This window comes from Erwinia sp. S43 (assembly GCF_016624745.1).
Lineage (GTDB): Bacteria > Pseudomonadota > Gammaproteobacteria > Enterobacterales > Enterobacteriaceae > Erwinia > Erwinia coffeiphila.
This window is the reverse complement of sequence record NZ_JACVTX010000001.1, coordinates 324,717-348,437: the sequence shown is the minus strand read 5'-3', so window position 1 is coordinate 348,437 and position 23,721 is coordinate 324,717. Positions and strand designations below refer to the sequence as shown.

The 23,721-nt window shown below is 52.1% G+C and carries 25 protein-coding genes and 3 pseudogenes; 13 read left to right on the top strand and 15 right to left on the bottom strand.

Features of this window, described 5'->3' with window-relative positions:
* Nucleotides 1-48: 48 nt before the first annotated feature.
* The gene (gene potE, locus IBT47_RS01680) at nt 49-1,404 is read left to right on the top strand and encodes a putrescine-ornithine antiporter (protein ID WP_200558883.1); all 1,356 of its coding nucleotides are present in this window, start codon (nt 49-51) and stop codon (nt 1,402-1,404) included.
* Nucleotides 1,405-1,785: 381 nt separating this feature from the next.
* Nucleotides 1,786-2,091 (top strand): DUF1471 domain-containing protein, encoded by a 306-nt coding sequence (locus tag IBT47_RS01675; RefSeq protein WP_234471635.1) that lies wholly within the window; start codon nt 1,786-1,788, stop codon nt 2,089-2,091.
* A gap of 157 nt (nt 2,092-2,248) precedes the next feature.
* Here the strand turns inward: IBT47_RS01675 and IBT47_RS01670 are convergent, their stop codons facing one another.
* From IBT47_RS01670 to IBT47_RS01655, 4 genes are all read right to left on the bottom strand, one after another.
* Nucleotides 2,249-2,632 carry a DoxX family protein gene (locus IBT47_RS01670; RefSeq protein ID WP_200558882.1) on the bottom strand — a complete coding sequence of 128 codons (384 nt, stop codon included), beginning with the start codon at nt 2,630-2,632 and terminating at the stop codon, nt 2,249-2,251.
* A gap of 97 nt (nt 2,633-2,729) precedes the next feature.
* A complete protein-coding gene (locus IBT47_RS01665; protein ID WP_200558984.1) occupies nt 2,730-4,112 on the bottom strand; it encodes a heavy metal sensor histidine kinase in 1,383 nt (460 codons plus the stop codon).
* A gap of 14 nt (nt 4,113-4,126) precedes the next feature.
* On the bottom strand, nt 4,127-4,804 hold the full coding sequence (locus IBT47_RS01660; RefSeq protein WP_105593777.1) for a heavy metal response regulator transcription factor: 678 nt from the start codon (nt 4,802-4,804) through the stop codon (nt 4,127-4,129).
* Nucleotides 4,805-4,947: 143 nt separating this feature from the next.
* A complete protein-coding gene (locus IBT47_RS01655) occupies nt 4,948-6,087 on the bottom strand; it encodes a multidrug effflux MFS transporter (RefSeq protein WP_200558983.1) in 1,140 nt (379 codons plus the stop codon).
* 420 nt (nt 6,088-6,507) lie between these two features.
* On the opposite strand from IBT47_RS01655, the gene IBT47_RS01650 reads away from it, so the two are divergent.
* The 3 genes from IBT47_RS01650 (at nt 6,508) to IBT47_RS01640 (ending at nt 9,050) form a co-directional block, all read left to right on the top strand.
* Nucleotides 6,508-7,401, top strand: coding sequence for a LysR family transcriptional regulator (locus IBT47_RS01650; RefSeq protein WP_200558881.1), 894 nt, complete (start codon nt 6,508-6,510; stop codon nt 7,399-7,401).
* Between the two features lie 72 nt (nt 7,402-7,473).
* Entirely contained in the window at nt 7,474-7,950 is a 477-nt protein-coding gene (locus IBT47_RS01645; protein ID WP_234471633.1) for a glyoxalase/bleomycin resistance/extradiol dioxygenase family protein, read from the top strand.
* Between the two features lie 74 nt (nt 7,951-8,024).
* Nucleotides 8,025-9,050, top strand: coding sequence for a Gfo/Idh/MocA family protein (locus IBT47_RS01640; RefSeq protein ID WP_200558880.1), 1,026 nt, complete (start codon nt 8,025-8,027; stop codon nt 9,048-9,050).
* A gap of 51 nt (nt 9,051-9,101) precedes the next feature.
* Here IBT47_RS01640 and IBT47_RS01635 read toward each other — a convergent pair whose 3' ends face one another.
* Nucleotides 9,102-9,599, bottom strand: a complete 498-nt coding sequence (locus IBT47_RS01635) for a MarR family winged helix-turn-helix transcriptional regulator (protein WP_370569850.1) — start codon at nt 9,597-9,599, stop codon at nt 9,102-9,104.
* Between the two features lie 74 nt (nt 9,600-9,673).
* On the opposite strand from IBT47_RS01635, the gene IBT47_RS01630 reads away from it, so the two are divergent.
* Both IBT47_RS01630 and IBT47_RS01625 read left to right on the top strand, forming a co-directional pair.
* Nucleotides 9,674-10,546: an EamA family transporter gene (locus IBT47_RS01630; RefSeq protein ID WP_200558878.1), complete on the top strand. Its 873-nt coding sequence runs from the start codon at nt 9,674-9,676 to the stop codon at nt 10,544-10,546.
* 37 nt (nt 10,547-10,583) lie between these two features.
* Entirely contained in the window at nt 10,584-11,201 is a 618-nt protein-coding gene (locus IBT47_RS01625) for a nitroreductase family protein (RefSeq protein ID WP_200558877.1), read from the top strand.
* 102 nt (nt 11,202-11,303) lie between these two features.
* Here IBT47_RS01625 and IBT47_RS01620 read toward each other — a convergent pair whose 3' ends face one another.
* Nucleotides 11,304-12,869, bottom strand: coding sequence for an ATP-binding cassette domain-containing protein (locus IBT47_RS01620; RefSeq protein ID WP_200558876.1), 1,566 nt, complete (start codon nt 12,867-12,869; stop codon nt 11,304-11,306).
* 272 nt (nt 12,870-13,141) lie between these two features.
* The gene (locus IBT47_RS01615) at nt 13,142-13,495 is read right to left on the bottom strand and encodes a hypothetical protein (RefSeq protein WP_105593787.1); all 354 of its coding nucleotides are present in this window, start codon (nt 13,493-13,495) and stop codon (nt 13,142-13,144) included.
* A gap of 172 nt (nt 13,496-13,667) precedes the next feature.
* Here IBT47_RS01615 and IBT47_RS01610 point away from each other — a divergent pair, with 172 nt between their 5' ends.
* Both IBT47_RS01610 and IBT47_RS01605 read left to right on the top strand, forming a co-directional pair.
* The gene (locus tag IBT47_RS01610; protein ID WP_105593788.1) at nt 13,668-14,249 is read left to right on the top strand and encodes a TetR/AcrR family transcriptional regulator; all 582 of its coding nucleotides are present in this window, start codon (nt 13,668-13,670) and stop codon (nt 14,247-14,249) included.
* A gap of 72 nt (nt 14,250-14,321) precedes the next feature.
* Nucleotides 14,322-15,164: a nitroreductase family protein gene (locus IBT47_RS01605; RefSeq protein WP_200558875.1), complete on the top strand. Its 843-nt coding sequence runs from the start codon at nt 14,322-14,324 to the stop codon at nt 15,162-15,164.
* Here IBT47_RS01605 and IBT47_RS01600 read toward each other — a convergent pair whose 3' ends face one another.
* A complete protein-coding gene (locus IBT47_RS01600) occupies nt 15,165-15,911 on the bottom strand; it encodes an IclR family transcriptional regulator (RefSeq protein ID WP_105593790.1) in 747 nt (248 codons plus the stop codon).
* Between the two features lie 200 nt (nt 15,912-16,111).
* Here IBT47_RS01600 and IBT47_RS01595 point away from each other — a divergent pair, with 200 nt between their 5' ends.
* A complete protein-coding gene (locus IBT47_RS01595; protein ID WP_200558874.1) occupies nt 16,112-17,257 on the top strand; it encodes an MFS transporter in 1,146 nt (381 codons plus the stop codon).
* A gap of 104 nt (nt 17,258-17,361) precedes the next feature.
* Here the strand turns inward: IBT47_RS01595 and IBT47_RS01590 are convergent, their stop codons facing one another.
* Both IBT47_RS01590 and IBT47_RS01585 read right to left on the bottom strand, forming a co-directional pair.
* Entirely contained in the window at nt 17,362-17,847 is a 486-nt protein-coding gene (locus IBT47_RS01590; protein WP_200558873.1) for a DMT family transporter, read from the bottom strand.
* A 9-nt stretch (nt 17,848-17,856) separates the two neighbouring features.
* Nucleotides 17,857-18,291 (bottom strand): DMT family transporter, encoded by a 435-nt coding sequence (locus IBT47_RS01585; protein WP_105593793.1) that lies wholly within the window; start codon nt 18,289-18,291, stop codon nt 17,857-17,859.
* Nucleotides 18,292-18,388: 97 nt separating this feature from the next.
* On the opposite strand from IBT47_RS01585, the gene IBT47_RS01580 reads away from it, so the two are divergent.
* Nucleotides 18,389-19,342, top strand: coding sequence for a LysR family transcriptional regulator (locus IBT47_RS01580; RefSeq protein WP_200558872.1), 954 nt, complete (start codon nt 18,389-18,391; stop codon nt 19,340-19,342).
* Here IBT47_RS01580 and IBT47_RS01575 read toward each other — a convergent pair.
* Together IBT47_RS01575 and IBT47_RS01570 are read right to left on the bottom strand one after the other, a co-directional pair.
* Nucleotides 19,339-19,854, bottom strand: coding sequence for a hypothetical protein (locus IBT47_RS01575; RefSeq protein ID WP_200558871.1), 516 nt, complete (start codon nt 19,852-19,854; stop codon nt 19,339-19,341). The two genes, IBT47_RS01580 and IBT47_RS01575, sit on opposite strands and share 4 nt — an antisense overlap.
* A gap of 60 nt (nt 19,855-19,914) precedes the next feature.
* Nucleotides 19,915-20,646: an alpha/beta fold hydrolase gene (locus IBT47_RS01570; RefSeq protein WP_200558870.1), complete on the bottom strand. Its 732-nt coding sequence runs from the start codon at nt 20,644-20,646 to the stop codon at nt 19,915-19,917.
* Nucleotides 20,647-21,039: 393 nt separating this feature from the next.
* Here IBT47_RS01570 and IBT47_RS01565 point away from each other — a divergent pair.
* Both IBT47_RS01565 and IBT47_RS01560 read left to right on the top strand, forming a co-directional pair.
* Nucleotides 21,040-21,555: pseudogene (locus IBT47_RS01565) on the top strand (GNAT family N-acetyltransferase); the annotation flags it as partial.
* Nucleotides 21,556-21,610: 55 nt separating this feature from the next.
* Entirely contained in the window at nt 21,611-22,552 is a 942-nt protein-coding gene (locus tag IBT47_RS01560) for a helix-turn-helix domain-containing GNAT family N-acetyltransferase (RefSeq protein ID WP_200558868.1), read from the top strand.
* A 95-nt stretch (nt 22,553-22,647) separates the two neighbouring features.
* On the opposite strand, the pseudogene IBT47_RS27315 reads toward IBT47_RS01560, so the two are convergent.
* The 3 genes and pseudogenes from IBT47_RS27315 to IBT47_RS01545 form a co-directional block, all read right to left on the bottom strand.
* A pseudogene (locus IBT47_RS27315) lies at nt 22,648-22,940 on the bottom strand (integrase core domain-containing protein); the annotation flags it as partial.
* A 6-nt stretch (nt 22,941-22,946) separates the two neighbouring features.
* Nucleotides 22,947-23,125 (bottom strand): annotated as a pseudogene (locus IBT47_RS27310) (IS3 family transposase); the annotation flags it as partial.
* Nucleotides 23,126-23,223: 98 nt separating this feature from the next.
* A complete protein-coding gene (locus tag IBT47_RS01545; RefSeq protein WP_200558867.1) occupies nt 23,224-23,718 on the bottom strand; it encodes a hypothetical protein in 495 nt (164 codons plus the stop codon).
* Between the last annotated feature and the right edge of the window lie 3 nt (nt 23,719-23,721).

Here is a 23,721-nt window from a genome sequence, read left to right as displayed (position 1 = left end):
GGCTGCCCGAAAACGTACTCCGGGCGGCCGTCACAAGGATGAGAAACTATGTCTGATTCAAAACCGACGAAAAAAATGGGCGTCATACAGCTAATCATTCTGACCATTATCAACATGATGGGTTCGGGGATTATCCTGCTGCCGACCAAGCTGGCGGAAGTTGGCACCATCTCAATATTATCCTGGCTGGTGACCGCACTTGGCTCGCTGGCGCTGGCCTACTCCTTTGCAAAATGCGGGCGCTTTAGCCGTAAACCCGGCGGGATGTTTGGTTACGCTCAGTATCCGCTGGGCACCGGCGGTAATTTTATCTCTAACTATACCTACGTGATTTCCTGTCTGGCCACTAACGTCACGATAGGTATTACGGCGGTTGGCTATGGGGTGGAGCTGTTCAATGTGCTGCTTACGCCGGTTGGCGTTTGCCTGGCCACCGTGGCCGTGCTGTGGGTGACCACGCTGGCCAACTTTGGTGGTTCAGCGGTGACCGGTAAGCTTGGTTCAATCACTATCTGGGGAGTTATCATCCCCGTCGTGGGGCTGTGTATCATCGGTTGGTTCTGGTTCAGCCCGGAGCAGTACGTGCAGGCCTGGAACCCGCATAATAAGCCGCTGTTCTCAGCCGTTAGCGCATCAATTTCGATTACGCTATGGGCGTTCCTCGGTCTGGAATCCGCCTGTGCTAACAGTGATGCGGTTGAAAACCCGGAACGCAACGTGCCGATTGCGGTACTCGGTGGAACACTGGGCGCTGCGGTCATCTATATTGTTTCCACCAACGTCATTGCCGGCATCGTGCCTAACCTGGATCTGGTCAACTCGACTGCACCGTTTGGCGTGGCGTTTAGCTATATGTTTACCCCGCTGGTGGGCAAAATCATTATGGCGCTGATGTGCCTGGCCTGTATCGGCTCGCTGCTGGGCTGGCAGTTTACTTTTGCTCAGGTGTGTAAATCCGGGGCAGAAGCCGGTTTCTACCATCGTGTATTCACCCACGTGAACAAGATGGGCGCACCGGTAAAAGGCATGCTGATTCTGGTGGTGGGGCAGACTATCGTTACCTTTATGACTATCAGCCCGTCGCTGACCAAGCAGTTTGATATTCTGGTTAACCTGGCGGTGATTACCAACCTGATCCCGTATTTACTGTCGATGGCTGCGTTGATCACTATGCAGCGACTGGCCGATGTCAGTAAACGCGAAATGCGTGTGACCAATACCATCATGGTTATCGCGACGCTCTATACCTACTATGCGTTGTACAGCGCCGGTTTTGAGGCACTGACGTGGGGCGCGCTGGCAACGTTCCTTGGCTGGAATCTGTATGGTTTTATCGCGCCGAAGTTTGAGTTAGAGCGCAACCGTATTGAAGACAAGCAGTATCTGGAAAACCACGATAAGTAATCCGCAGCAGGCGGCGGGCAGGTGAAACTGCTCGTCGCCTGCGTCTGGCAAGATCAATCCCCCGTCAATCTCCCGTATGGCTATGCAGTACCAAATGGTTTTATCACAGGAATCCTCATTAGTTACAACATACAAATTAATCCGGATATACTCCGCCTCAGCAACGGTGTTAACCTGGTTCTGGCAGGGGATAAAAGGTCGGCAAGATAATTACCTGAGAACTTAAATTCCCCTGTTGCCGATACGCTGTTGATATATTAACCGGAACCTGAAACAGACTGACACATTATTGTCAATCCAGGAAAATCAGGGGTAAAGAAGCACGTTAATTCCGGATTATGACAGCAATGTCATTTTCATGTCAGCTAAAGAACAGGGTCGATGAAATATAATTACCCCATCAGAAATAATGAATTTAAATGGGAGATATTTATGAAAAAGCGTATCGCTATGACCTTGCTAACCGGTGCTCTGGTTATTTCATCCTTCGCTAATGCGGCGGAAGCTGTTAAAGATACCAACGGCTTGGTGAGGAAAGGAACCGTATCCGTTTCTGGTGCCACCACGCTGTCAAACCTCGAGAGCATGATTAAACAGGAAGCGGATAAACAGCACGCCAGCCGCTATAAAATTATCGCTGCCGGTGGGCATAATTTGCTGAGCGGAACGGCGATTATTTATCAGTAATCAGCTGCACTGACTCACTTCTTACAACGACATCCTTAGCCAGCCTGATAATCAGGCTGGCTTTTTAACGTCTGAACCTTTTTGTCGTGTATCGTGGCGAGATCGCCGGCGGCAGGGACAGACCGCCGGTTTAAACCATTCTCCACTCTAACGGACGTTACGACTGACGGCGCTCGGGGGAGAACAGGGAGAAGTAAATCAGCCCGGAAATAATGCTCAGATTCTTACCGAAGGCAATAAACTGGCTGCTCTGCTGGGCACCTGTGTATAGCCAGAATTGATGGAAAAGCACGCTGGTGAGGAATACATAGACAATCCAGATAATCGACACGGCCTTTAATCGATATCCAGTTAAGAAGCAGAGACTGCCGCCTAACTCAATAATTATCGCCGCAACGATCATTAACTGTCCGACCAACGTATCCCCGAAAGGCGTTTTGGCCACGTTATCTGAAAAATGCAGAACTTTACCCAGCCCGCTATAAATAAACAGCGGGGTGATAATAATGCGGGCAATAATTAAAACGACTTTTTCATACATGATAGATCCCTGTTTGTCTGGAAGGATGAAAGTTCATCATCATCCTGGCAAACAGGGGCTGTCATTAAGATGACCGCTTGCTGACAGCGCGGTAAGGTTAGCGCTTTTCAGCTACGGCAAGGGTAAAACCGAAGGTATTCACGCCGTCGCGGCTGTTAACAAAAACATCGCCTCCGTGCACCAGCGCAATCGCTTTAACAATCGACAGTCCCAGTCCGTGATTACTGCTGCTCTGCGTTCTGGAGCCGTCCACGCGATAAAAGCGTTCAAACAGGCGTTCAAGGTGATAAGACTCAATCTCTGCACCTTCATTTAACACGGATACCGAAATTAACCTGTCGGACTGCACGATATTGATATCGATTGTGCTGCCTTCGTGGGCGTAGCGTGAACCGTTGCTGAGAAGATTAGCCAGAGAGCGGGTAAACAATCTGCGGTCTACATATGCCGTAGCGTCGCCGTTGATGCGCACTGACAAATGGCGTTCCGTTAGTGACGGCTCAAGATATTCAGCCGCTTTCTGACTTTCATTGCGAAGGGAAACCTGCGCCATCTGAGCGGCAAACTTACCGGTCTGGGCATGAGACAGGAATAACATGTCATTAATAATCGACGACATGCGCTCAAGCTCTTCAAGATTCGATCCCAGCATATTTTGCAGCTGTTCTACGCTGCGGTCGCGGGAAAGCGCCAGCTGGGTCTGGCCTATCAAATTGGTTAACGGTGTTTTCAGCTCGTGCGCGACGTCGGCATTAAAGCTCTCAAGCTGCTCCCAGGCCTTTTCCTGGCGGACCAGTACGCCGTTAAAGGCCTCTGCCAGCGCATGCAGTTCTTCCGGCAGAGAATCGATACACAGCCGCTGTTTCTGTTTCCCGGGAACCAGCTGATGCGACTGGGCGCTCAGCGCTTTTATCGGCTTCATGCCCGCGCGGGAAATCCAGTAACCCAGCAGAGCGACCATAATCACGCCGAAGAAGGTGATAAACAGCAGTACCCGTGTGAACTCTTCCAGCGTGCCCATATAGGGCGTGGAGTCGATCGCTACAACGTAACGTAATGCTGGCCTGTTACCGCTGGCGGGCAGGGTGCTTGCCATCAGGAACAGCGGGCATTTTTTGGCATCGGGCAGGTCTACTTTACTGAAACCATCTTCCAGCGCTCTCAGGTTCACACCCTGCGGCACCGGTCCGCCGAGGTGATAAAACGGGTCGTCGCTGATAATCCAGTACTGTACGCGCCCCCCTTCGGAGGTAGAAAGATTAACGAATTTCGCTTTCAGCAGCTGCCAGTCATAGGCAGAAGCCCGGGAGACAATCATCGGTTCAACCAGCGAATAACGAAACTGAAGTTCGTTATGCATCTGCTTTTCCAGCGATTCCTGTAACGTCACGCGCAGGCAAACGGCGTAGGCCAGCGCCATGCTTACCGTCGCCACGGTGAACATTAATGCCAGACGGGCGGAAATGGATTTTCTGAACAGATTGAGCATGATGGTTAATCTCGAAACTCAAGCACGTAGCCCATACCGCGCACGGTGTGCAGCAGTTTGATATCCCACGGCGCATCGACCTTGGTCCGCAGCCGCTTAATGGCGACTTCAACGACGTTAGCATCGCTGTCAAAATTCATATCCCACACCTGTTCGGCGATCATCATTTTTGACATGACCTGGCCCTGATGTCGGGCCAGCAAACTGAGCAGAGCGAACTCTTTCTGGGTTAAATCAATCCGGCTGCCGTCGCGAATTACCCTGCGCGCCAGCAGATCGATAGTCAGGTCGTGAACCTGTAAATGGGCAATATCGTAACTGTCCATCGATCGGCGTCTGAGCAGCGCCTGTAATCGGGCAATCAGTTCGGTCAGTGAAAATGGTTTCGGCAGATAGTCATCGGCACCCAGGCGCAGGCCCTTGACCCGCTCATCAAGCGAGCCGCGCGCGGATAGCATCAGCACCGGTGTTCTTTTGCTTTCGCGCAGGCTGGCGAGCATTTCATAACCGTCCATCTCTGGCAGCATGACATCAAGAATAATCGCGTCGTAATCGTATTCGACGGCCAGGAACAGGCCGTCTCTGCCGTCATGGGCGGTATCGACAATAAATCCCTGTTCTCTCAACGCCATGGTGATATAGGAGGACGTTTTCAGCTCGTCTTCCACCAGCAGTATTTTCATGATCGGGTGTTTCTCTGTTCTTACTCGGTTTACGGCCGCTATTATAAATACAGCTCTGGTCCGCAGGCTGACTTTTTGCTGACATTTTTGTCAGCAAAATGACGATGGGTGCTAAATTCGATCTTTTTCCTTTTCCTGCCTGCCTATTCCGCGCCAGCCAGGGCCTGATGTCTCATTCGTCCAAATGCCATCATTCCGCTCAGCAGGGTAAATATCGTCATTATTCCCGCCATCGCCCACGGCGTACCGTCATTCAAGGCTGCCAGCATCAGCGAAGAGATAATGCCACTGCCGTATTGCAGGGCACCAATCAGCGCCGAGGCGGAACCGGCAGTTCCCGGTACCGCATCCAGCGCCGCAGCGGTGGCCGAGGCGGCAATAATGCCGTTCATCGAGAAGAAAACAAAAATACAGGCGGCCATGGCCAGCATATTTTTGGGGAAGATCGCCAACGATATGCACATGAGTAACGCCATTATTGAGGCAATAGCGGCAGCAGTTTTAAGCATATGCTCCAGAGGAAATCGCTGAACGAGCCGCTTATTGATAAAGCTCATGCCCACTACGCCAATAATATTGACCGCAAACAGCCAGCCATAGTGCTGGGGATCGATACCGAACCCGCTGATGTAGACCGCGGGCGAACCGACGATGAAGGCATAGACGGCGACATAATAAAAGGTCACACACAGCGTATAGCGCATAAAGCTGCGATTTTTCAGCAGGTGCAGGTAGTGAGTGAAGGCATTGCCGAGCGAATCACCCGTGCGTTTTTCCGCAGGGAGCGTTTCTGGCAGCCAGAACAGGGCGATAAACATCAGCACGCCAACGGCTGCGAGAAACCAGAAAATCACCGGCCACTGTGAATAGCGGATAATCTGCCCGCCGAGCAGCGGACCGGCAATCGGCGCGATAGCCATCACGATAATCAGCGTAGATAGCATCTGCGCGGCACGGGTACGGCTGAAGAGATCGCGGATCATCGCCCGCGCCAGCATCGGACCGGTACAGGCACCGGCCGCCTGGAAAACTCGCCAGATTACGATCTGATACATTTCAGTAGACAGGGCACATCCCGCTGAGCCAATAGCGAACAAAATCATGCCGATATACAGCGGTGGCTTGCGTCCAAATCTGTCGCTTATCGGCCCCCAGATAAGTTGGGCAATGGCGAAACCAATCAAAAAACCGGTTACGGTCAGCGCCGCATCACCGTGTAGCGAAATCGACATCGCCGGCATCGCGGGCAGATAAATATCCGTCGACAGTGAAGTAAAGGCCATCAGCGCGCTGAGGATGGCAATAAAGGCGATGCCGGTTTTGGCACTGGCAGAGTTTTTCACAGGGATTGTCTCATTAGATGGTTCGATTTGGTTGACGGGAAAAGAACACACAGAAAAGCCAGAGGCTAATTAGCCACACTGATGGAAACTAATATTTGAATGGTCTGATGCGGTGAAAGTTTAATATTGCAGATTACGTTTGATTAGCGGGGTAAAAACGATAGGGTTTATGATTTTAATTCATTTATTGAAGTGATGGTCTGATGAGTTTGAGAGTTGTCTCGCAAAAACTGTGTGCTTTAAATTCGACCTTTCTCACATAAAGTGAAATTTTTCCGAAAGATTTGTGAAGAATACACATGTATTTCATTTTGTGTATAGTGGTAAGCGAGGGTCAAACTTACTTGTCAAAGGCGGACAATGCTCAAAGAAAACTTTAATGATCTCATCTATTTGGTGATGGTCGCACGCGAGCGCAGTTTCACCCGAGCGGCAGCCAAGCTGGGCGTATCACAGTCAGCACTTAGCCATTCCATCCGCGGACTGGAAGAACGGCTGAATACCCGCCTGTTAACCCGAACGACGCGCAGCGTTGCCTCTACGGAAGCCGGGGAGCGGCTGATTCAGAGCGTCGCGCCGATGATTACGGAAATTGAAAAAGCGCTGCAGGATTTGGCGGATAATCAGGAAAATCCCTCGGGAAATATCCGCATTACCGCCGGTGAACATGCGCTTTCCAGTACGCTGTGGCCGCTGCTGAAACCCTTTTTACTGCGCTACCCGGACGTTAACGTGGAATTATCGATTGATAACACCCTGACCGATATCGTCAGCGGGCGTTTTGATGCCGGCGTACGCCTGGGTGAGTCGATAGAAAAAGATATGGTAGCGGTGCGTATTGGCCCTGACTGGAAAATGGCGATTGTTGCCACACCGGACTATTTTGCTGAACACGGCGTGCCACAAACGCCCTATGAGCTGCAAAATTATCGCTGTATTAACATGCGTCTGCCCACGCTCGGCGGGTTGTATCACTGGGAATTCAGCAAGGATGGCAAAGCCATTCGGGTCAAGGTAGAAGGGCAGTTAGTGTTCAATACGCTCTCTGCGCGCATCGATGCGGCATTATCCGGAATGGGGGTCTGCTGCGTTCCTGAAGATTCGGTCAGAACGCACATAGAACAAGGCAAACTGCAAAGCGTATTACAGGACTGGTGCGAACCATTTACCGGTTACTATCTTTATTATCCCAGCCGAAAACAGCACACTGCGGCATTTTCAAAGCTTATCGATGCGGTTCGCTATCAGGGATAAAACAGAATATTTTTCAGCAATTTCACCAGAAATATGGGTGAAAACAATTTGAAGGGATGACGCTTGCCGGATATGCTGAAAGCTGTTCTGGCAACGTCCAGCCATTCGATCGACGCCTTCCGGCAACAGCACCGTCTGATATATGCGATCGCTCTGAAAATATTGAGGGTGTATATGACACTCACTGCGATGAATTTTGGCCGTATCGCGGCTATTTTGCCCGTGCAGGATATGGAAGTTGCGCAGCGTTTTTATATTGATGGATTAGGATTCACCAAAACCTTTCAAAATGGCGATCCCGTCGGTTTTATCATCCTGAAACGCGACGAAAGCGAACTGCATTTATCGCTCCAGCCCCGGCATAAAGCCGCCCCGTTCCCGATAGCCCATCTGCTGGTCGACGACGCCAACGCAATGTATGCGCTTTGCAAACAGCATGGCGCAAAAATAATAAAAGGCGTGCAGGATAAAGATTACGGCTTACGTGCATTTGTCTTCGCCGATCCCCACGGAAACCGCATTGATGTCGGCCAGCGGCTGCGCGTATAACGCCTCCTGCATCCGACTTTTAAGTACTCTGATAGCACTCATAACATTAATTACCCACCCACAATGAGGAAAGCATGAGAATAGGCATCGTAGGATACGGTTCAGGCGGTAAAAATTTTCACGCGCCGTTTATTTCGGCGGCCAAAGGGCTGGAGCTGGCGGGAATCGTTGCTCGCGCACCGGCCACCATCGCCAGCGCTCAGGCAGATTTTCCTGATGTGCCGATCTACCCCAGCCTGACGGCTATGCTGGCAGCAGGCGTTGATATTGTTACCATCACCACGCCGCCGGCCACCCGCCGCGAGCTGGTTCTGGAAGCGATTGCGGCAGGCGTGGCGGTGATTGCCGATAAGCCTTTTGCACCGGATGCGAAAACCGGTCGCGAGCTTGCCGATGCGGCGAAGGCCAAAGGCGTGGTGCTGAGCGTTTATCATAACCGCCGTTTCGATGCTGACATTCAGACGTTGCGCAAGGTGATTGAACAGCAGCGCGTTGGCAAATTGTGGCGTCTGCATAATCGCATGGATCTTGACGATCCGCATACGCTGGAAGGCGGTGAAGCGGGCGGCCTGCTGCGGGATATCGGTAGCCACCTGGTCGATCAGACCCTCTGGCTGCTGGGGCCGGTTAAATCGGTCTATGCTCATACGGATATTGTTGACCATCCAGACGGCCCGACCAATGCCAGTTTCGTTATTACGCTGACCCATACCAGCGGCGTTCACTCCCATATCTCTGCCAGCAAACTCAACCGGTTAGCCACCCGCGAGCTGATAATCTATGGCGACAAGGGTAGCTATACATCTAACGGCACCGATGTGCAGGCGCAGGCGATTTTCGCCGGTCAGCGCCCGGCTGACGATCTGGCGGCCTGGGGTTATGAAAAACAGGAGCGGTGGGGAGTGCTGCGCACCGCCAACGGCGAAGAGGCCATTCCCTCCGAGCAGGGGAATTACCATGCCTACTATGAAGCCTTTGTTGAAGCTGTCCGCAGCGGTGTGGAGCCCCCGGTGACCACCGAGCAGGCGATCCAGACGCTGGCCGTGCTGGATGCTGCGCTTACCAGCGCGCGCGAGGGCCGCCCGGTAACGCTGGCGTAAAAATTATCAGGCCCGTTGCTTAGGGGCGGGCCTGAAGTTAGCGAGGTTATATCACTGCTCCAGCGTGCGTAAAAACGCCGAAAGCGAATTATCCAGCTCACTTAGTGCATTAGATGACAGCCCCGACAGGATCTGCCGCTCATTCTCGATGTGTTCTTCAATCGCCCGATCGATCAGCTCCCGCCCGCACTCCGTCAGTTTAACCAGCATGCTGCGCGCATCCTGAGCATTGGGCACTCGCTCGATAAATCCACGAGTTTCCAGCCGCTTAAGCCGATGTGTCATCGTCCCCGATGTGACCATCAGCGTTGAAAACAGTTCGGTCGGGCTGAGGCTTGGCTCACCTGAACGGCGCAGAGCTGCCAGCATATCGAACTCCCACATACTGAGATCGAATCGGGCAAAGGCCGTTTCCAGTTTCTGCTGCAGCAGGGCCGCGCATCGATTAATACGTCCAATTGGTCCCATCGGGCTGGCGTCCAGATCGGGCCGTTCGCGCAGCCACTGTTGCAGAATGGCATCCACGGCATCATGTTCACGATTTTTCATAGGTACATCCATTTGTCTTGACTTCAAGATAACTGATCGACACACTGATAATATCTTGAACTGAAGGTAAAGTCATGAACATTACATCCTCAATGCATTACTGGCGTGACGTGATCCTCACGGCGCTGGCCCCCGCGATCTGGGGGTCTACTTATATCGTCACATCGGAAATCCTGCCGCCGGACAGGCCATTTACCGCTGCGCTGATCCGAGTTTTACCGGCGGGTTTGCTGCTGTTGCTGTTCACTCGCCGCATTCCGCTTAGGGGCGATGTGTGGCGCTTAGTGGTGCTGAGCGCGCTGAATATCGGGGTTTTCCAGGCGCTGTTATTCGTTGCCGCTTACCGTCTGCCGGGAGGACTGGCCGCCGTGTTGGGTGCCATTCAGCCGCTGTTGGTGATGGTGCTGGCATGGGCGGTTGACCGGCGCGCACCCGCACAAATTACGCTGTGGTCCGCCGTGGCCGGGGTGATCGGAATGGCGGTTTTGCTGCTGTCGCCGCAAACCACCTTTGAACCAATAGGGGTGATCGCTGCGCTATTGGGTGCCGCCTGTATGGCCACCGGAGTCTGGCTGACCCGGCGCTGGCAGGTCGATCTGCCCGTACTGTCGCTTACTGGATGGCAGCTGGTGATTGGCGGGCTGATGCTGGCCCCCGTTGCGTGGCTGGTCGATGCGCCACTACCGGTGCTGACCTTGCCGCAGTGGTGTGCCTATGCGTATCTCAGCCTTGCCGGTGCGCTACTTGCCTATGCGTTGTGGTTCCGTGGAATAACCCGGCTTCCCGGCGTGGCCGTTGCCACACTCGGTCTGCTTAGCCCACTGGCCGCCGTAGCACTGGGCTGGATCGTGCTTTCCCAGTCAATGACCGGTACCGCCTTTATTGGGCTAATCGTCGTGCTGCTCAGCGTATTCGCCGTGCAGTGGACAACGGTTCGCCGTGGATAATGACCCTCTTTAACCGGCTATTATATAAGGTAATTACATGAAATCTTCCGTACAGAACGCTATTGAATCACGTATCTCCATTAACCGTTTTCAGGCCGATCGTCCTCTTGATGATGAAACAATTACCTCTCTGGTCACGTTGGCAACCAAAGCCCCAACGGCTTTTAATATGCAGAACTGGCGGTTTATTGCCGTGCGCTCGCCTGAGGGGAAAAATCTGCTGAAAGAGTCCGCCTGGGGCCAGCAGAAGATCGTCGACGCTTCGGTGGTTTTCATCATCTGCGGCACGCTCTATGCACATCAGCAGCTGGCGGCGGCACTCCAGCCCAGCGTGGACGCGCAGATCATGGAGCAGCGTACTGTCGAAGGTTGGGTAAAGCAGGCTACGGCGTCCCATGAAAATAACGCGGTGTTACAGCGTGATGAGGCCGTGCGTTCCGCTTCTCTGGGGGCGATGACATTGATGCTGGCCGCCGAGGGAATGGGGCTGGGTTCATGCCCGATGATTGGCTTTGATGCTGAACAGGTGGCAAAAGACTTTGCTCTGCTGCCAACGGAATTGCCGTTGATGGTGGTCGTCGTGGGCTATCCGCTGGATAACAACTGGCCGCAGAAGCCGCGTAAACCCGTCGCGGACGTGTTAACCCTGGCTTAATGAAATACTTTACCGATGCTGGCGATGAATAGATTCTGTGCCAGCATCGGTGAGTCAGAATACAGGGCGGATCTGATTACGGTTGAAATCAAGTCCGCCCGATCATAATTTCAAAGTCTGCGTCACGCCGCAGTTGTTCACAAACTCTTCGTCATGGCTGACTAACAGCAGCGCCCCTTTATATGATTTCAACACTCCCTCTAACAGCCGACGGGAATCAAGATCCAGATGATTGTCCGGCTCATCCAGCAGTAAGATATCCGGCAGGGGGGATGAACAGGTTAAGGCCAGCAGGATAACTTTCAGCTGTTCTCCGCCGCTCAACTGCTCAAGCGGAATCAGACTTTTATCGCCCCTGATGCGCAGAGCACCCAGGCGGGTACGCCAGCTTTCAGGGGTAACTAAAGGGTCAAATTCGCATAAGGCTTCAACCACTGGCAGTGCAGAATTCAGCAGGGTAAGGTGCTGATCCAGATAGCGCCAGTGGCCATGTAGTGAGTAACGCCCCGACGCTGCCGCCAGCTGGCCCGTCAGCACTTTAAGCAGGGTAGATTTTCCGCTGCCGTTACGCCCGGCGATATGCCAGTGCTCGCCGCCGGAAATGGTCAGGGAAAGCGGCTGCGACGAGCCAAAAGGCAGACGTAAATCCTGAGTGTTAACTCGAACGCGCTTTTGCTCATCGGTGTAGGAAAATTTCAGCATTTGCGGTGTTACGCGTTCAATTTTCTCGTTAACTACACTTCGTTGCTTAGCCAGGCTGGCCATGACGCGTTCGTGGCGCTGGGTGATTTTTGACTGCTGCTTCTCCGCTTTGTTCTTCTTCATATCCAGCAGCAACAGAGACTGTGACCCCGAAGAACGGACGCGATCGCCCTGACGCCGTCGCTGGGCTTTTTTCTCCAGCGTGCGCTGTAGCTCATCCCTTTCTTTACGCAGGCCGGACTGTAACTGCTTTTGCTCACTGCGTAACGCATTGAGTTGACGCTCTTTCTGCTGCGAGAAATCGCGGTAATTACCGCCATATTCCACCAGCCCGCCAGAACTGAGTTCGTAAATGCGCTGCATTTCATTCAGCAGCCGCCGATCGTGGCTAATCACAAGCGACCCGGAAGGATGCCGCTGCAGCTGTTCGCTCAGCCAGCGGCGACCGGTGCTGTCGAGATGGTTTTCCGGCTCGTCGAGCAGTAAAAATGAGTCCTGTTGCAAAAATGCCCGGCACAGCGCCAGGCGGGTCTGTTCGCCGCCGCTTAGCTGCGAGGAAGAGCTTTCCAGAGAAAGATGACCCAGCGCCGCACTGTCCAGCAGTGACTGCCAGCGGAGTGGATAATCCCATTTGTTGGCAAGGAAATCATAATCATCGGCATTGGCACTGCCGTTTTCCATTCTGCGAAAAGCCGCACGGATGTCGGCGATCCCCAGCGCATCTGCCAGAGTCAGTCCGGGCAAACGTGTTAACTGCGGGACGTAATAAAACGGTGTCAGCCAGTTAATCGTGCCGCTTGAAGGCTGGCGACGCTGTGCCAGTAACGACATCAGTACTGACTTGCCGCAGCCGTTCATACCGGTCAGCCCCTGGTTTTGCTGTGTCAGAGTGCCGCTAATCTGTTGAAACAGAGCGGTGTCGTTGAACGTAATTGAGAGTTCAGAAAAATGGCAGTGTACAGGCATAGTTGTGCTCCTGAATAAACAGGGCAGGCCGAAATGCCGGATCGGAAATTAACGCTGACGAGGATAGCTGCCTGCCCAATATCAAAATTCACATCGGATAAGATGCGGGAGATATTGCGATGGAATACAGGCATTAAATCATGTCGGCAGACATCCTCAGGGAAGGTGAAGGAGGTATAGTGGCAAAAATCGTGCAGGCTGTAAACCCGGTGGTGAACGAGAAAATGCCGCAGACGGGCTGCGGCATCAAACGGTAAATCAGCGAGGAGCGTTTACTCGGTCACTTTTTTCTTCAGGTCGCTGGCACCTTCTTTGGTACTGTTCCAGCCTTTCTGCGCGCCTTCTTTGGTCGCATTCCAGCCTTTCTCAGTCCCTTCTTTGGTTTTATTCCAGGTCTTCTGCGAGCCTTCACTCACTTTACTGGTGAAGCTGTCGCTTTTGCCTTCGGCAGCATGTTTAGCTTTGAGCTGCTGCTCCTGGCCCTGATGCTGCGCTTCGTGCAGTTTTTCTTTAGCGGTATTTGCACCGGCCTGCGCGTTGGCGACGGTTTCATCGGTTGCGTGTGTGGCGGCAAATGCGGAAGTGGCCAGTAAAATGGCTGACAGGGCGATAATCGTCTTTTTCATAAATATTCCCTCATAAAATACGTCATTAGTGTTAACAACGTGGTCAACAATGCCACGCGAAGCGACCAATGGCTTTAGGAAAAAACTGTAAAAAGTACACTGCCCACGATTATTGACTGTTCATTCCATAATTGATAAGTTGTGCAATCCACAACTGAAAGAGCTGATAACTATGGCTGGAAGACCCAGAGAATTTGATGACCAGCAGGTGATCGACGCTGCTATGGATGCTTTCTGGCGTGATGGCTATGAGGCAACGTCTGCTCAGGCTCTGGTCGAAAGCACGGGTCTTGGCAGAGGCAGCCTGTATGCGGCTTTTGGTAATAAAGAAAAGCTTTATCACGAGGCACTGCGCCGCTATCACCAAAACAGTATCGATTTTCATCAGGAGATATTCGCCCGTTCAGGCAGCGTAGCTGAGCGCCTGCGCCTGCTTTTACAAAAGGGGACCGAAATCGATCTGAGCAATGTTGAACGCAATGGCTGTATGGCGATTTTCTCTCCGCTCGAAAGGTCCGCCAAAGATGCGACCGTTGATCGGCTCAGCCGCCACTACATTAAACAGCTTGAACAGATGTTTGCCTTACTGTTCGCTCAGGGTATTACGTCCGGTGAGTTTCCGGCTGATAGAGATGCCAGCGTGATGGCGAAATCTTTTATGTGTGGTTATTTCGGCTTCAGAGTATTTGGCCGCATTGTTCACGAAGCGGATTACCAACAGCAGGCAATCGACGCGCTGTTAAGAACGATTTAAGCCATAAAAAGCCTCACGGCTTTTTATTTACCTATTTCTTTAACGATCATTCCACTATTTAAAGAGGAAAACATGCCTGACAAACTCATTCAGCAACAGCTACTTGCAGCCAGATATGGTGCGGACCAGCAGCCTGAAAACATCATCTGGAATACACAGATAGCAGGGCTTTTACGTCATCGCTCCGTACGGAACTTTACCGATCGGCCACTGCCGGCCGGCTGGCTGGAAACGTTGGTTGCCGCTGCGCAGTCGGCTTCTACGTCTTCTAACCTACAGCAGTGGAGCGTTGTCGCCGTCACTGAACCGTCGCTGAAAGCACAGGTACGAATGCTCGCTGCCGGTGATAACGGCCTGGCGAACGGCTATATTGAACAGGCTCCGGCGATACTGCTGTGGATTGCCGATCTCTCCCGCAACCACGCTATCACCTCCGCCGACGGGCTTTATCCGCAGGTTCATGATTATCTGGATGCTTTTCTGATGTCTTCCGTTGACGCCGCGCTTGCGGCGCAGAATGCCACTGTTGCCGCGGAATCCATCGGGCTGGGAACGGTTTACATTGGTGCGGCCAGAAATAAAGCGAAAGAATTGGCGGAACTGATTAACCTGCCTGAACGAAGCTATGTTGTCTGCGGACTGCTGATCGGTTGGCCTGATGACCGGCATCCCGGCGATATTCGACCCCGCTTACCGCAGTCGGTGGTTGCACACCATAACCTCTATCAGGCTGATGACCTGGATGTACAGATTGATCGCTATGAGGCGGTTTTTCATGCCTTTCGTGAAGGCCTGGGCATGAAGGACAAAACGTGGAAACAGGCGGTGCAGTCTGCCGCTGTCAGCCTGGAGTACATGGATGGCCGCCAGAATCTGCGAGAAACGCTGGAAAAAAGCGGCTTCGGGTTTAAATAGTTAGCTCGTTAGCGCTTCGATCTCCGCTTTGCATTGCATCAACGAACTGAGCAGGTGATCGAACTTCTCCTCAAAGCGCAGGGCCGGGACGGCAACCGAAATCGCGTAATGTTCACCGGCCCCGGTATTCAGATAAACGCCCATCCCGCAGACGCCACGCGCATGTTCCTCGCGATCGATCGCATAACGTCGCGCGCGGGTTTGCCGGATGTCATCCAGCAGCAGAGGCAGCGTTCGCAGGGTATTATCCGTTCTCACATCCGGCTGGCCGCCGAGCAGGTCCGCAATTTTCTCATCGGCAAGCATCGCCAGAATCGCTTTACCGTGTGCGGTGCAATGGCAGGGAAACGCCGTACCCACAGCGGATACCACGCGCAGCTCCTGGTCAGAAACGAACTGGCTGACGGAGACGGCATGGCTACCGCGATAAACGCACAAATCCACCGTTTCACGCGTACGGCGTCCCAGCGTTTCCATCGACGGCTGCGCGAGGGCGATCACATCGGTGTGCGCGGAGGCCGCCAGGCGTGCCAGCGCTGGTCCAAGCCGAACGCCGGTGCTACCCGATATCAGCAGCTGCTGTGACTCCAGCGAGGTGACCAGTCGGTGAACGGTGGTGCGGGGCAAACCCGTCTCGCGCGACAGGCTAGAGATGGTCATGCCTTTTGGCTGTAGCTCCAGCGCCCGCAGAATTGTGGCGGCCCGGGCAATAACCTGTGAACCACTGCTGTCTGCATCATTGCTCATCTTCATCTCCGGTTTAAAACATCCTGCAGCAGGATACCACGCGTTATCCGCCTGGTGGACATATTGCTTGCCTGCCGGGCTGAACGTACGTTGCTGACATTCGATTTACCTTTTGTTCGTTGACTTGTTAAACAGATGGTTTAAAAATATTGTCCACATATTGGATTATTCATCCATCATTCGGACAATCCGAGGCAATAATGCATCAACTAAAAACAGCGGGCGCGTTCACGCTACTGGCGGTAGCCTGTCTGACCATCATGGTGGGCTGTGTAATCGTACCCGGATTAACGGCGGTCGCTGAAAATCTGGGCGCGCCTTCAGCGGCCAGCTGGCTGGTAACCGTTCCGTCGCTGGGCGTGGTAATTTTTGGGCCGCTGGCTGGCCGCTTTATTGACCGGGTAGGGGCTTACCGGGCGCTATTGTGGGGGCTATTTTGCTACGGTCTGTCAGGCAGCGGTGGCGTGCTTCTTCACGGCACGCTCCCGGTAATGGTAGACAGGTTACTGCTTGGCGGTGCAACGGCGGTGGTGATGGCAGCAGGTACTGTGCTGATTTCTCAGTTCTACAGCGGACAGGCGCGGATGAAAATGATCGCTGCTCAGGGCATGTCGATCGAACTTGGCGGTGTGATCTTCCTTTTCATCGGCGGACTGTTGGCCAGCCTGGGCTGGCGCTGGCCGTTTCTGCTTTATCTTGTCGCCTGGCTGTTGCTGGCGATGCAGTTAATGTTTGTGCCCAGACCATCCGCCGAGCCGGAGGAAGAAAGAATTGGGAATGAAATCAGAGATCTTTCGCCCGCTATCGGTCAGCTCAAAACGGTATTATTTGCTGCAACAGCTTCTATGCTGTGCTTCTTTACCGGGGTAATCGTTATTCCGCAGCAGTTTCATCAGCTTAATATCGGCGCGGCGGAAACGGGCTATTTCCTGTCATTTGTCTCGCTAATCGCCGTCATCGCCGCAGCAATCATGCCCAAAATGGTAAAACGTCTGGGGGAGTTCGGTACGCTCTACGCCGCTTTTGCCTGCTATGCCGCGGCGCACCTGATCTTTTCTGCATCATCTGGGGTAGTGCCGTTTATCGCCGGAGGGGTTCTGATGGGATGCGGTTTCGGCCTGTCGGTGCCGCTGGTTAATCACATGACCGTCGAACTGAGCGAAGCGCACGTACGTGGGCGAAATCTTGCCTGGCTGTCAATGGCGATTTTTTCCGGGCAGTTTTTGTCCTCCTTTATGGAGTTTATCCCCGGCAATGCATCGGTGATTTTTGCGGGTGCGGCTCTGATTGGCATCGCGGTCATGGTGATGCTGTATTTACTGCGGCGCGGGATGCGGGAAGATTAAGCCCGGCGGCAACGAGATAGTTGTTACCGCAGGGCATTCGTGGTGCCGAATATTACCAGGCTTCAGGCTTCAGGCTTCAGGCTTCAGGCTTCAGGCTTCAGGCTTCAGGCTTCTGCTGAAGCCTGACTGTCGCCAGATTTTTCGGCATCTGTTTTATTGCTGGAATAAATAAAGTAAAGCGCGATCCCCAGGCAGATAACCGCCCCCAGCCGTGTTGCTGAAAAGTGGATCGATTCGTTCCCCAGCCAGCCAAAATTATCAATCAGCATGCTCATTGCCAGCTGACCAAAAATAACCGCCACCGTTGCCACCGCTGCCCCAATACGCTGAACGGCCAGCACCATGATCACGATATAAGGTACGCCACAAAGTGCACCCAGCAGCTGCCATTTCGGCACGTCCAGTAGACTTAAGTCATGCGCCGGTTCAAAGAAGAAAATAAGCAGGGCGCTGACCAGCGCACCAAGTGAGAAAGTCAGAAATGCGCTGCGAAATACGCCGACCTCGCTGCCTAATTTACCGTTTATCGCAGCCTGAATACTCAGAACCGCACCGCCGATCACGGCCAGAATAATCATCACTATATTCATTGTTTCACCTTAGCCCTTTGCCACCAGAATCAGTGCGGCAATAATAAAGATCAGCGCAATAAACCGCTTACGGTCAATTTTACGATGCGCCGTACCGAGTAGCCCGTAGTGGTCAATCACCACGCTTTTGAAAACCTGCCCGGCAAGAATGCCGATCATCGTCATCGCAATACCAATCACTGGCACGGCCACGGTCAGGATCACCACGTACACCGGGCCAAGAATACCGCCCAGCAGGGTCCATGATGGCTGCGTGAAGAAGGAAGGGCTGCTGCGGGGGCTAAAGAACAGCATCAGCAGGAAGGTCAGCGCGGCACCCACGCCAAAAACGCTGAACGTTGCCCACAGCCCGCCGACTTCATTTCCTAATGGCCCCAGCAATCCCGCCTCAACCGATAACCCCATGCCGCCAGCAACGACGAGTAGTATAAAAATAAGCTGCATAAATCAGTCCCCGATAATTTAGGGTTGCGATGGTATAGCAGCACCGAATCATGAAAAACGGTATAATTCAGGAAACACCTTTGCAGGAATCGGGATAATGTTTGATGCTGGCAGCATAAATTTCCGCACGCTGGTATTTTTTATCGGCGTGTATGATGAACAGAACTTTTCCGCCGTTGCCAGGCGGGAAGGTGTGTCGGCTTCTATGGTTTCGCGCGTGATCATTCAGTTAGAGGACTCGCTTGGCCAGCAGCTGTTCTACCGCAATACCCGCGCCGTTATCCCAACCGAAGCTGGCCGACTGTTTATTGACTACGCCCGCAGCATGACCGAACAGCTGAATAAAGCCCGTAAAGAGATGCAGGACCGATCCCTCGAACCCGCCGGGCTGATACGTATTAACGCGCCGGTTTTCTTCGGTCAGCGCCATATTGCGCCCTGGCTGACTGCGCTGTCCCGGCGATATCCCCGCTTACAGATGGAGCTGATGCTGACGGATGATTTTATCGATCCACACCGTGATGCCACCGACGTGCTGTTCAGGATCGGCGCGCTGACCGATTCCTCCTTCCATGCGCGTATATTCGCCACGCAGCGTTATTATCTGGCGGCATCACCCGAGTATTTAGAACAGCACGGCCAGCCCGCGACGCCTGCCGATTTCAGTCAGCACAAGTGTCTGGTTTACCGCGGTTCTTCCGGCCCCAATCGCTGGCTTTTCCGTCAGCCAGGGGAGGGCTGGACACACTATCCGGTGGCAGGGTTACTGACTTCCAATAATGCGGAATCTCTGCTGACCAGCGCACTTGATGGGATGGGACTGGTGCTGTTTCCCGACTGGCTGATCAATGACAGCCTGAATAAAGGAGGACTGGTGCGCATCATGCCTGACTTCGAGGCGGCCATTCACACCGAGCCGCAGCATATCGCCGCCATCTATCCCAACGCCCGCCATCCACCGCTGAATGTACGGGCGGTGATTGACCATTTCGTTGGCGTTTACGGAACGCCACCTTACTGGCAGCTGGGAGAAATGGGGCAGGGAAGTTAAAGAGAGGACAGGAACTGCTCGATCTGGCGTTTATTCTTAAGGTGGATCACCGGCACCTCCGGGCCATATTCAAGGCGAAGCCTCTCGATTTTTGGCCTGTCGTTACTCTCGAATTTCCAGACGTAGTGCAGAAATGCGAAAAACTCGGCATTGATTTTCTCCGTGCAGCCGTCTGGTAAATCAGATCTTTTTTGATTACGCAGTGACCGCATTAATACCCTGAACAGGCAGATGATACGGGGCGTGTCCATCCAGACGATCAGGTCGGCAGCAGGTATACGCAGGTCGAACGTTCTGCGAGGATAATTTCCCTCGCTGATCCATGTTTCCGTGTTTACTGCATCGCTCACTCGGACGCGGAAAGCTGCCGGTTCTGGTTTTGTCCACTGTGGCCCCCAAAATAACCGATCCAGATGCGCCACCGGGTAATTCGTTTTTGCACCAAGGATTCGGGACAACGTTGATTTTCCGCTTCCTGCATTACCTAAAATGACGATACGTTTGGGGCGCACGTTTGCTCCATCAGTGATTACGAGGTTAATCAGGCAGGCGGCTATTCCTGCCGATTGCGGTTAACGCACGTCTTTCATGAAGTGATGAATTCGCGCAATAGTATCCGGTGCAAGCTCCACTATCGCACTGACATGGTCGCCCTGCGCGGATATAAATGCCTGCCGATTTTTTTCAGACCAGTCCTTTAACGGCTGATAATAGATATCCTGTTCGCCTGCCCAAAACAGTTTGGGAATGTTGATATCAGCGATCTGCGGGGCGTCTTTAAAGCCCTCATATCCAGCTAATGCCTCAAAGGTTGAGCGCAGCGGTGCTTTATTTTCAGTGGATACCCATGTCGTTAATGCGGGAGCCGTTTCCTGAGCAAAGGCGAAAAATGCATCGAAATCAAGGCGGCCGTTTGGTCCCTCGGGTAAGCCATTCTGCACATCCCATCCGCCAATGACTAATGAAGATAACGTCTCTGGATGATATTTGGCCAGGTTAATCGCCAGCCATGCGCCAGAAGAATAGCCAACAACATGGGCTTTTTTAGCGCCCAAACTGTCAATTAAACGCCTGATGCCATCTGCCTGACTTTTTTGATCGAATGCGGCGTTGATGATATTTGCGCTTTTGCCATGGGCTAATAAATCAGGATAAACAACCGTAAAATCATCACGTAATGCATCGACCAGTCCATTGGAAACCCAGTTATTGCCATCCATTAACAGGCCATGCAGCAAGATAGCCAGTGGACCGTCGCCAGTAATACCGTAGTGCAAGAGAGTGTGGTCTTCATTTACCGTCATAAATAGCTCCATAGGTGGGAAATAAATTTTTGATCAGGGGCTGAGGTGCCTGGCAGGTTTCTCTTCACAGGTTTCACTTTACCCGTCCCAGTCTTTTTTACTCCATGAGAAGGGCGAGCACCAGAAAAAGTGTAACGAAAACGAGAATTGTTAGCGTTTAGAAGTAAAGAGGTACGCGTGATTTTAGGTTGCTTTCGACAACTATTTTCCGATGTAAAAAGAGAAGCATTATTTTTGTTTTTTATGTAAACAATTAAAAAATATGACAAATAATGCCAGTGTTATCTCGTTATGGTTTTCGTTGTTGACAGAATATTGCTGATAATGGTTGTATTGTACAACAATAATGGCGAGGTAATAATGATGCAAACTGACATCTCTCCGGCCTGCAAGGCTACGACCCCTGATAGTGTGGAAATTCTCGAAGGCTATATTCCCGGCCTAGTCGGTCGGGTGACGGAGATGCACGCCTGTTTTTATGCGAAGCATTCAGGATTCGGGCAGTACTTTGAAAGTAAGGTCGCAACCGGCATGGCCGAGTTTGTTTCCCGGCTCAAGCAACCCTGCAATAATGTGTGGGTCGCTGTGCAGAATGGCCGCATTGTCGGCTCTGTTTCCATAGACGGACAGGATCTTGCGAATGGTGCAGCACACCTGCGTTGGTTCATCATTGATGATGGCTGTCGTGGAGGTGGGATCGGACGTCGCTTGCTCAACGAGGCGATGGCTTTCTGCGATCGCAACTCGTTCAGCGCAACCCAGCTATGGACTTTTAAGGGGTTGGATGCTGCCCGCCGCCTCTACGAATCGACCGGTTTTGTTTTGGTCAAGGAAGAGCAGGGTGACCAGTGGGGCAGCACGGTAACGGAACAACAGTTCACTCGAGCCGGCATTAAATCAGCCAGCTGATTAATCGTTAAAAGGCTAATCCAGCCAGGGGTAACGGGCAACCGGAGAATAAACAGTGAGTGATACGCTAAATATTATTGAGAAAATCAGGGCTGAATCTCGTTCTCTGGTCAGGGAGCTCGGCTTTATGGGGGGGGATTTTGCGGGAACATCTTTTTCACCGTCCGCCGTGCATGCACTTATTGAAGTTCAGGCAAACCCTGGGATTTCAGCACGGGAACTGTCGGAGACGCTCAGACTTGAAAAATCGAGTGTCAGCCGCGCTCTGCGCAAGCTCATCATTGCGGGGATACTGGAGGAAAAAACCTCTGATACCGACAGTCGTTCAAAGCGCTTGTTTCTTACCGATACTGGAAATGCGCAGGTCAATGATATTCATACCTTCGCACGAGCTCAGGTCTCACGGGCATTGACTCAGCTCAGGCCCGGAGAAGGCGACGCCGTTTTGAAAGGGCTTCAGTTATATGCTCGCGCGCTGCATCATTTGCAGGAAGATGAGCCGTTGCCGATCCCCGTCAGAATCGTTACGGGGTATCGCCCGGGGATGATTGCCCGGATTGTCGAAATGCGCGCACTTGAACAGGCCAAAGTATCCGGTTTTGATCACCGCTATGAGGCTCAGATCGCCAATGAGCTTGCCGATTTGTTTTCCCAGTCAGGAGCAGGCAGTCAGCATCTTTGGGCCGCTATGTATGATGATCGTATGCTGGGTTCTGTCGTGCTGGATGCCGCAGGAAATGGTGACGGCATTGCGCATCTGCGCTGGTTCATTGTTGATGAATCGGTTCGCGCAGGGGGAATTGGTCGCCGGCTTCTGAACCAAGCGCTGGAACACGCTGATGCGACAGGAGTGCTGGAGACTCATCTTTGCGTTGGAAATCTAAATGCGCCTTTGAATCATCTTCTTGCTGAGACAGGTTTTAAAGCTGCGAAGCGTCCTGACGGGCATCTCTTTATCAGGGCATCAGGAACAAAGGACGATAAAACGGACATCTGAATTTAGCCAACAATTAAAGTGCGCATAATGTATATTATGTTAAATTAATTATAAGGAGCAGCCCCTTACCAAGCCAGCCTGCAAGCAGACTCATTTTAGTTCCACGCATTTTTGAGATTTCCGGTTTTTCAGCCATCAGCCGATACTATACTATACTCTTCCGGTGTCAGGTTATTCAGGGGGGCATGAAGCCGCTAGCTGTTATATTCCGTCAGTCTGCGCCCTGTATTTTCCCATGCTTCTTCAGCGTTCTGAGCAGATAAACATCCAGTATTTCAATCCGGTATGTCCGGTTAAACCGCTCGGTAAACACGTTCTGTGTCGGTTTGCCTAGCTGGAAAAACTCCAGCATCACACCATGCTCTTCTGCCCATTGTCTCAGATCCAGTTATATCAGACGGAAACTCTTACCAGTATTGATCCGACATTGGTTGTGCCAAGCGTAACAGCCACTACGGGCCACGGATAACACCCGGCACATGGGTTTGATGATGAATTCAGCCTAGTGGTTTTCGATAAAGACATACTTCATTACTTCATTTCAGGTGCTTCGCGAAGTATGTCGCGGCCTTTTGTAGGTTTTCACAGTAGCGCGGTTCATGCTAGTACCCCTCTCCCTGGCAGAACCGCTAGCTGTTACAACTAATTTAATTTATCTCCACATAAATTTTCTATTGCTGTTCAGCCAACACTTTTTTAATTATTTTATTTAAACGTTCATCCCAGTGTCCATTCCTAACTGTACTTGAAACCTTCAAATGTTTCGCATGCCTGACAAGCTGTGATTCAATAGTATCAATCCATTGTGAATCATTGCTGTTTATTTCAAGTATTTGTTCGAAAGAGAAAAGCATGGTCGAGATAAACCAGCAATATTTTGAATATTTCTCATTTTTTCTACTTGGCTTTGTTAATCCATTTGTAAAACTTGGATTTTCAAAACACAATAGTAAATATTGTTGATAAATTTGGTTTGCAGTTGAACGCTTTGATTCTTCAGCGCTAGATTTAATTTGACGAAAGGCAATCCAAGCGGCAATGATTCCGACTATTACCGCAGCAATAGTTGCCAGGTTGGCTAATATCCCTAACCATTTAATCCAAAACTGAATATCGAGCAGTATTGACCAACCTGTTTTAAAGCATGTTAGATCTTTGGAACTCATAAT

Bases quoted from the DNA above. Each gene is read 5' to 3' on its own strand.
- potE (WP_200558883.1), top strand. From the start codon at position 49: ATGTCTGATTCAAAACCGACGAAAAAAATGGGCGTCATACAGCTAATC.
- IBT47_RS01675 (WP_234471635.1), top strand. From the start codon at position 1,786: ATGAAATATAATTACCCCATCAGAAATAATGAATTTAAATGGGAGATA.
- IBT47_RS01670 (WP_200558882.1), bottom strand. From the start codon at position 2,632: ATGTATGAAAAAGTCGTTTTAATTATTGCCCGCATTATTATCACCCCG.
- IBT47_RS01660 (WP_105593777.1), bottom strand. From the start codon at position 4,804: ATGAAAATACTGCTGGTGGAAGACGAGCTGAAAACGTCCTCCTATATC.
- IBT47_RS01655 (WP_200558983.1), bottom strand. From the start codon at position 6,087: ATGGCCTTTACTTCACTGTCGACGGATATTTATCTGCCCGCGATGCCG.
- IBT47_RS01650 (WP_200558881.1), top strand. From the start codon at position 6,508: ATGCTCAAAGAAAACTTTAATGATCTCATCTATTTGGTGATGGTCGCA.
- IBT47_RS01645 (WP_234471633.1), top strand. From the start codon at position 7,474: ATGCTGAAAGCTGTTCTGGCAACGTCCAGCCATTCGATCGACGCCTTC.
- IBT47_RS01640 (WP_200558880.1), top strand. From the start codon at position 8,025: ATGAGAATAGGCATCGTAGGATACGGTTCAGGCGGTAAAAATTTTCAC.
- IBT47_RS01635 (WP_370569850.1), bottom strand. From the start codon at position 9,599: ATGAAAAATCGTGAACATGATGCCGTGGATGCCATTCTGCAACAGTGG.
- IBT47_RS01630 (WP_200558878.1), top strand. From the start codon at position 9,674: ATGAACATTACATCCTCAATGCATTACTGGCGTGACGTGATCCTCACG.
- IBT47_RS01625 (WP_200558877.1), top strand. From the start codon at position 10,584: ATGAAATCTTCCGTACAGAACGCTATTGAATCACGTATCTCCATTAAC.
- IBT47_RS01620 (WP_200558876.1), bottom strand. From the start codon at position 12,869: ATGCCTGTACACTGCCATTTTTCTGAACTCTCAATTACGTTCAACGAC.
- IBT47_RS01615 (WP_105593787.1), bottom strand. From the start codon at position 13,495: ATGAAAAAGACGATTATCGCCCTGTCAGCCATTTTACTGGCCACTTCC.
- IBT47_RS01610 (WP_105593788.1), top strand. From the start codon at position 13,668: ATGGCTGGAAGACCCAGAGAATTTGATGACCAGCAGGTGATCGACGCT.
- IBT47_RS01605 (WP_200558875.1), top strand. From the start codon at position 14,322: ATGCCTGACAAACTCATTCAGCAACAGCTACTTGCAGCCAGATATGGT.
- IBT47_RS01600 (WP_105593790.1), bottom strand. From the start codon at position 15,911: ATGAGCAATGATGCAGACAGCAGTGGTTCACAGGTTATTGCCCGGGCC.
- IBT47_RS01595 (WP_200558874.1), top strand. From the start codon at position 16,112: ATGCATCAACTAAAAACAGCGGGCGCGTTCACGCTACTGGCGGTAGCC.
- IBT47_RS01590 (WP_200558873.1), bottom strand. From the start codon at position 17,847: ATGAATATAGTGATGATTATTCTGGCCGTGATCGGCGGTGCGGTTCTG.
- IBT47_RS01585 (WP_105593793.1), bottom strand. From the start codon at position 18,291: ATGCAGCTTATTTTTATACTACTCGTCGTTGCTGGCGGCATGGGGTTA.
- IBT47_RS01580 (WP_200558872.1), top strand. From the start codon at position 18,389: ATGTTTGATGCTGGCAGCATAAATTTCCGCACGCTGGTATTTTTTATC.
- IBT47_RS01570 (WP_200558870.1), bottom strand. From the start codon at position 20,646: ATGACGGTAAATGAAGACCACACTCTCTTGCACTACGGTATTACTGGC.
- IBT47_RS01545 (WP_200558867.1), bottom strand. From the start codon at position 23,718: ATGAGTTCCAAAGATCTAACATGCTTTAAAACAGGTTGGTCAATACTG.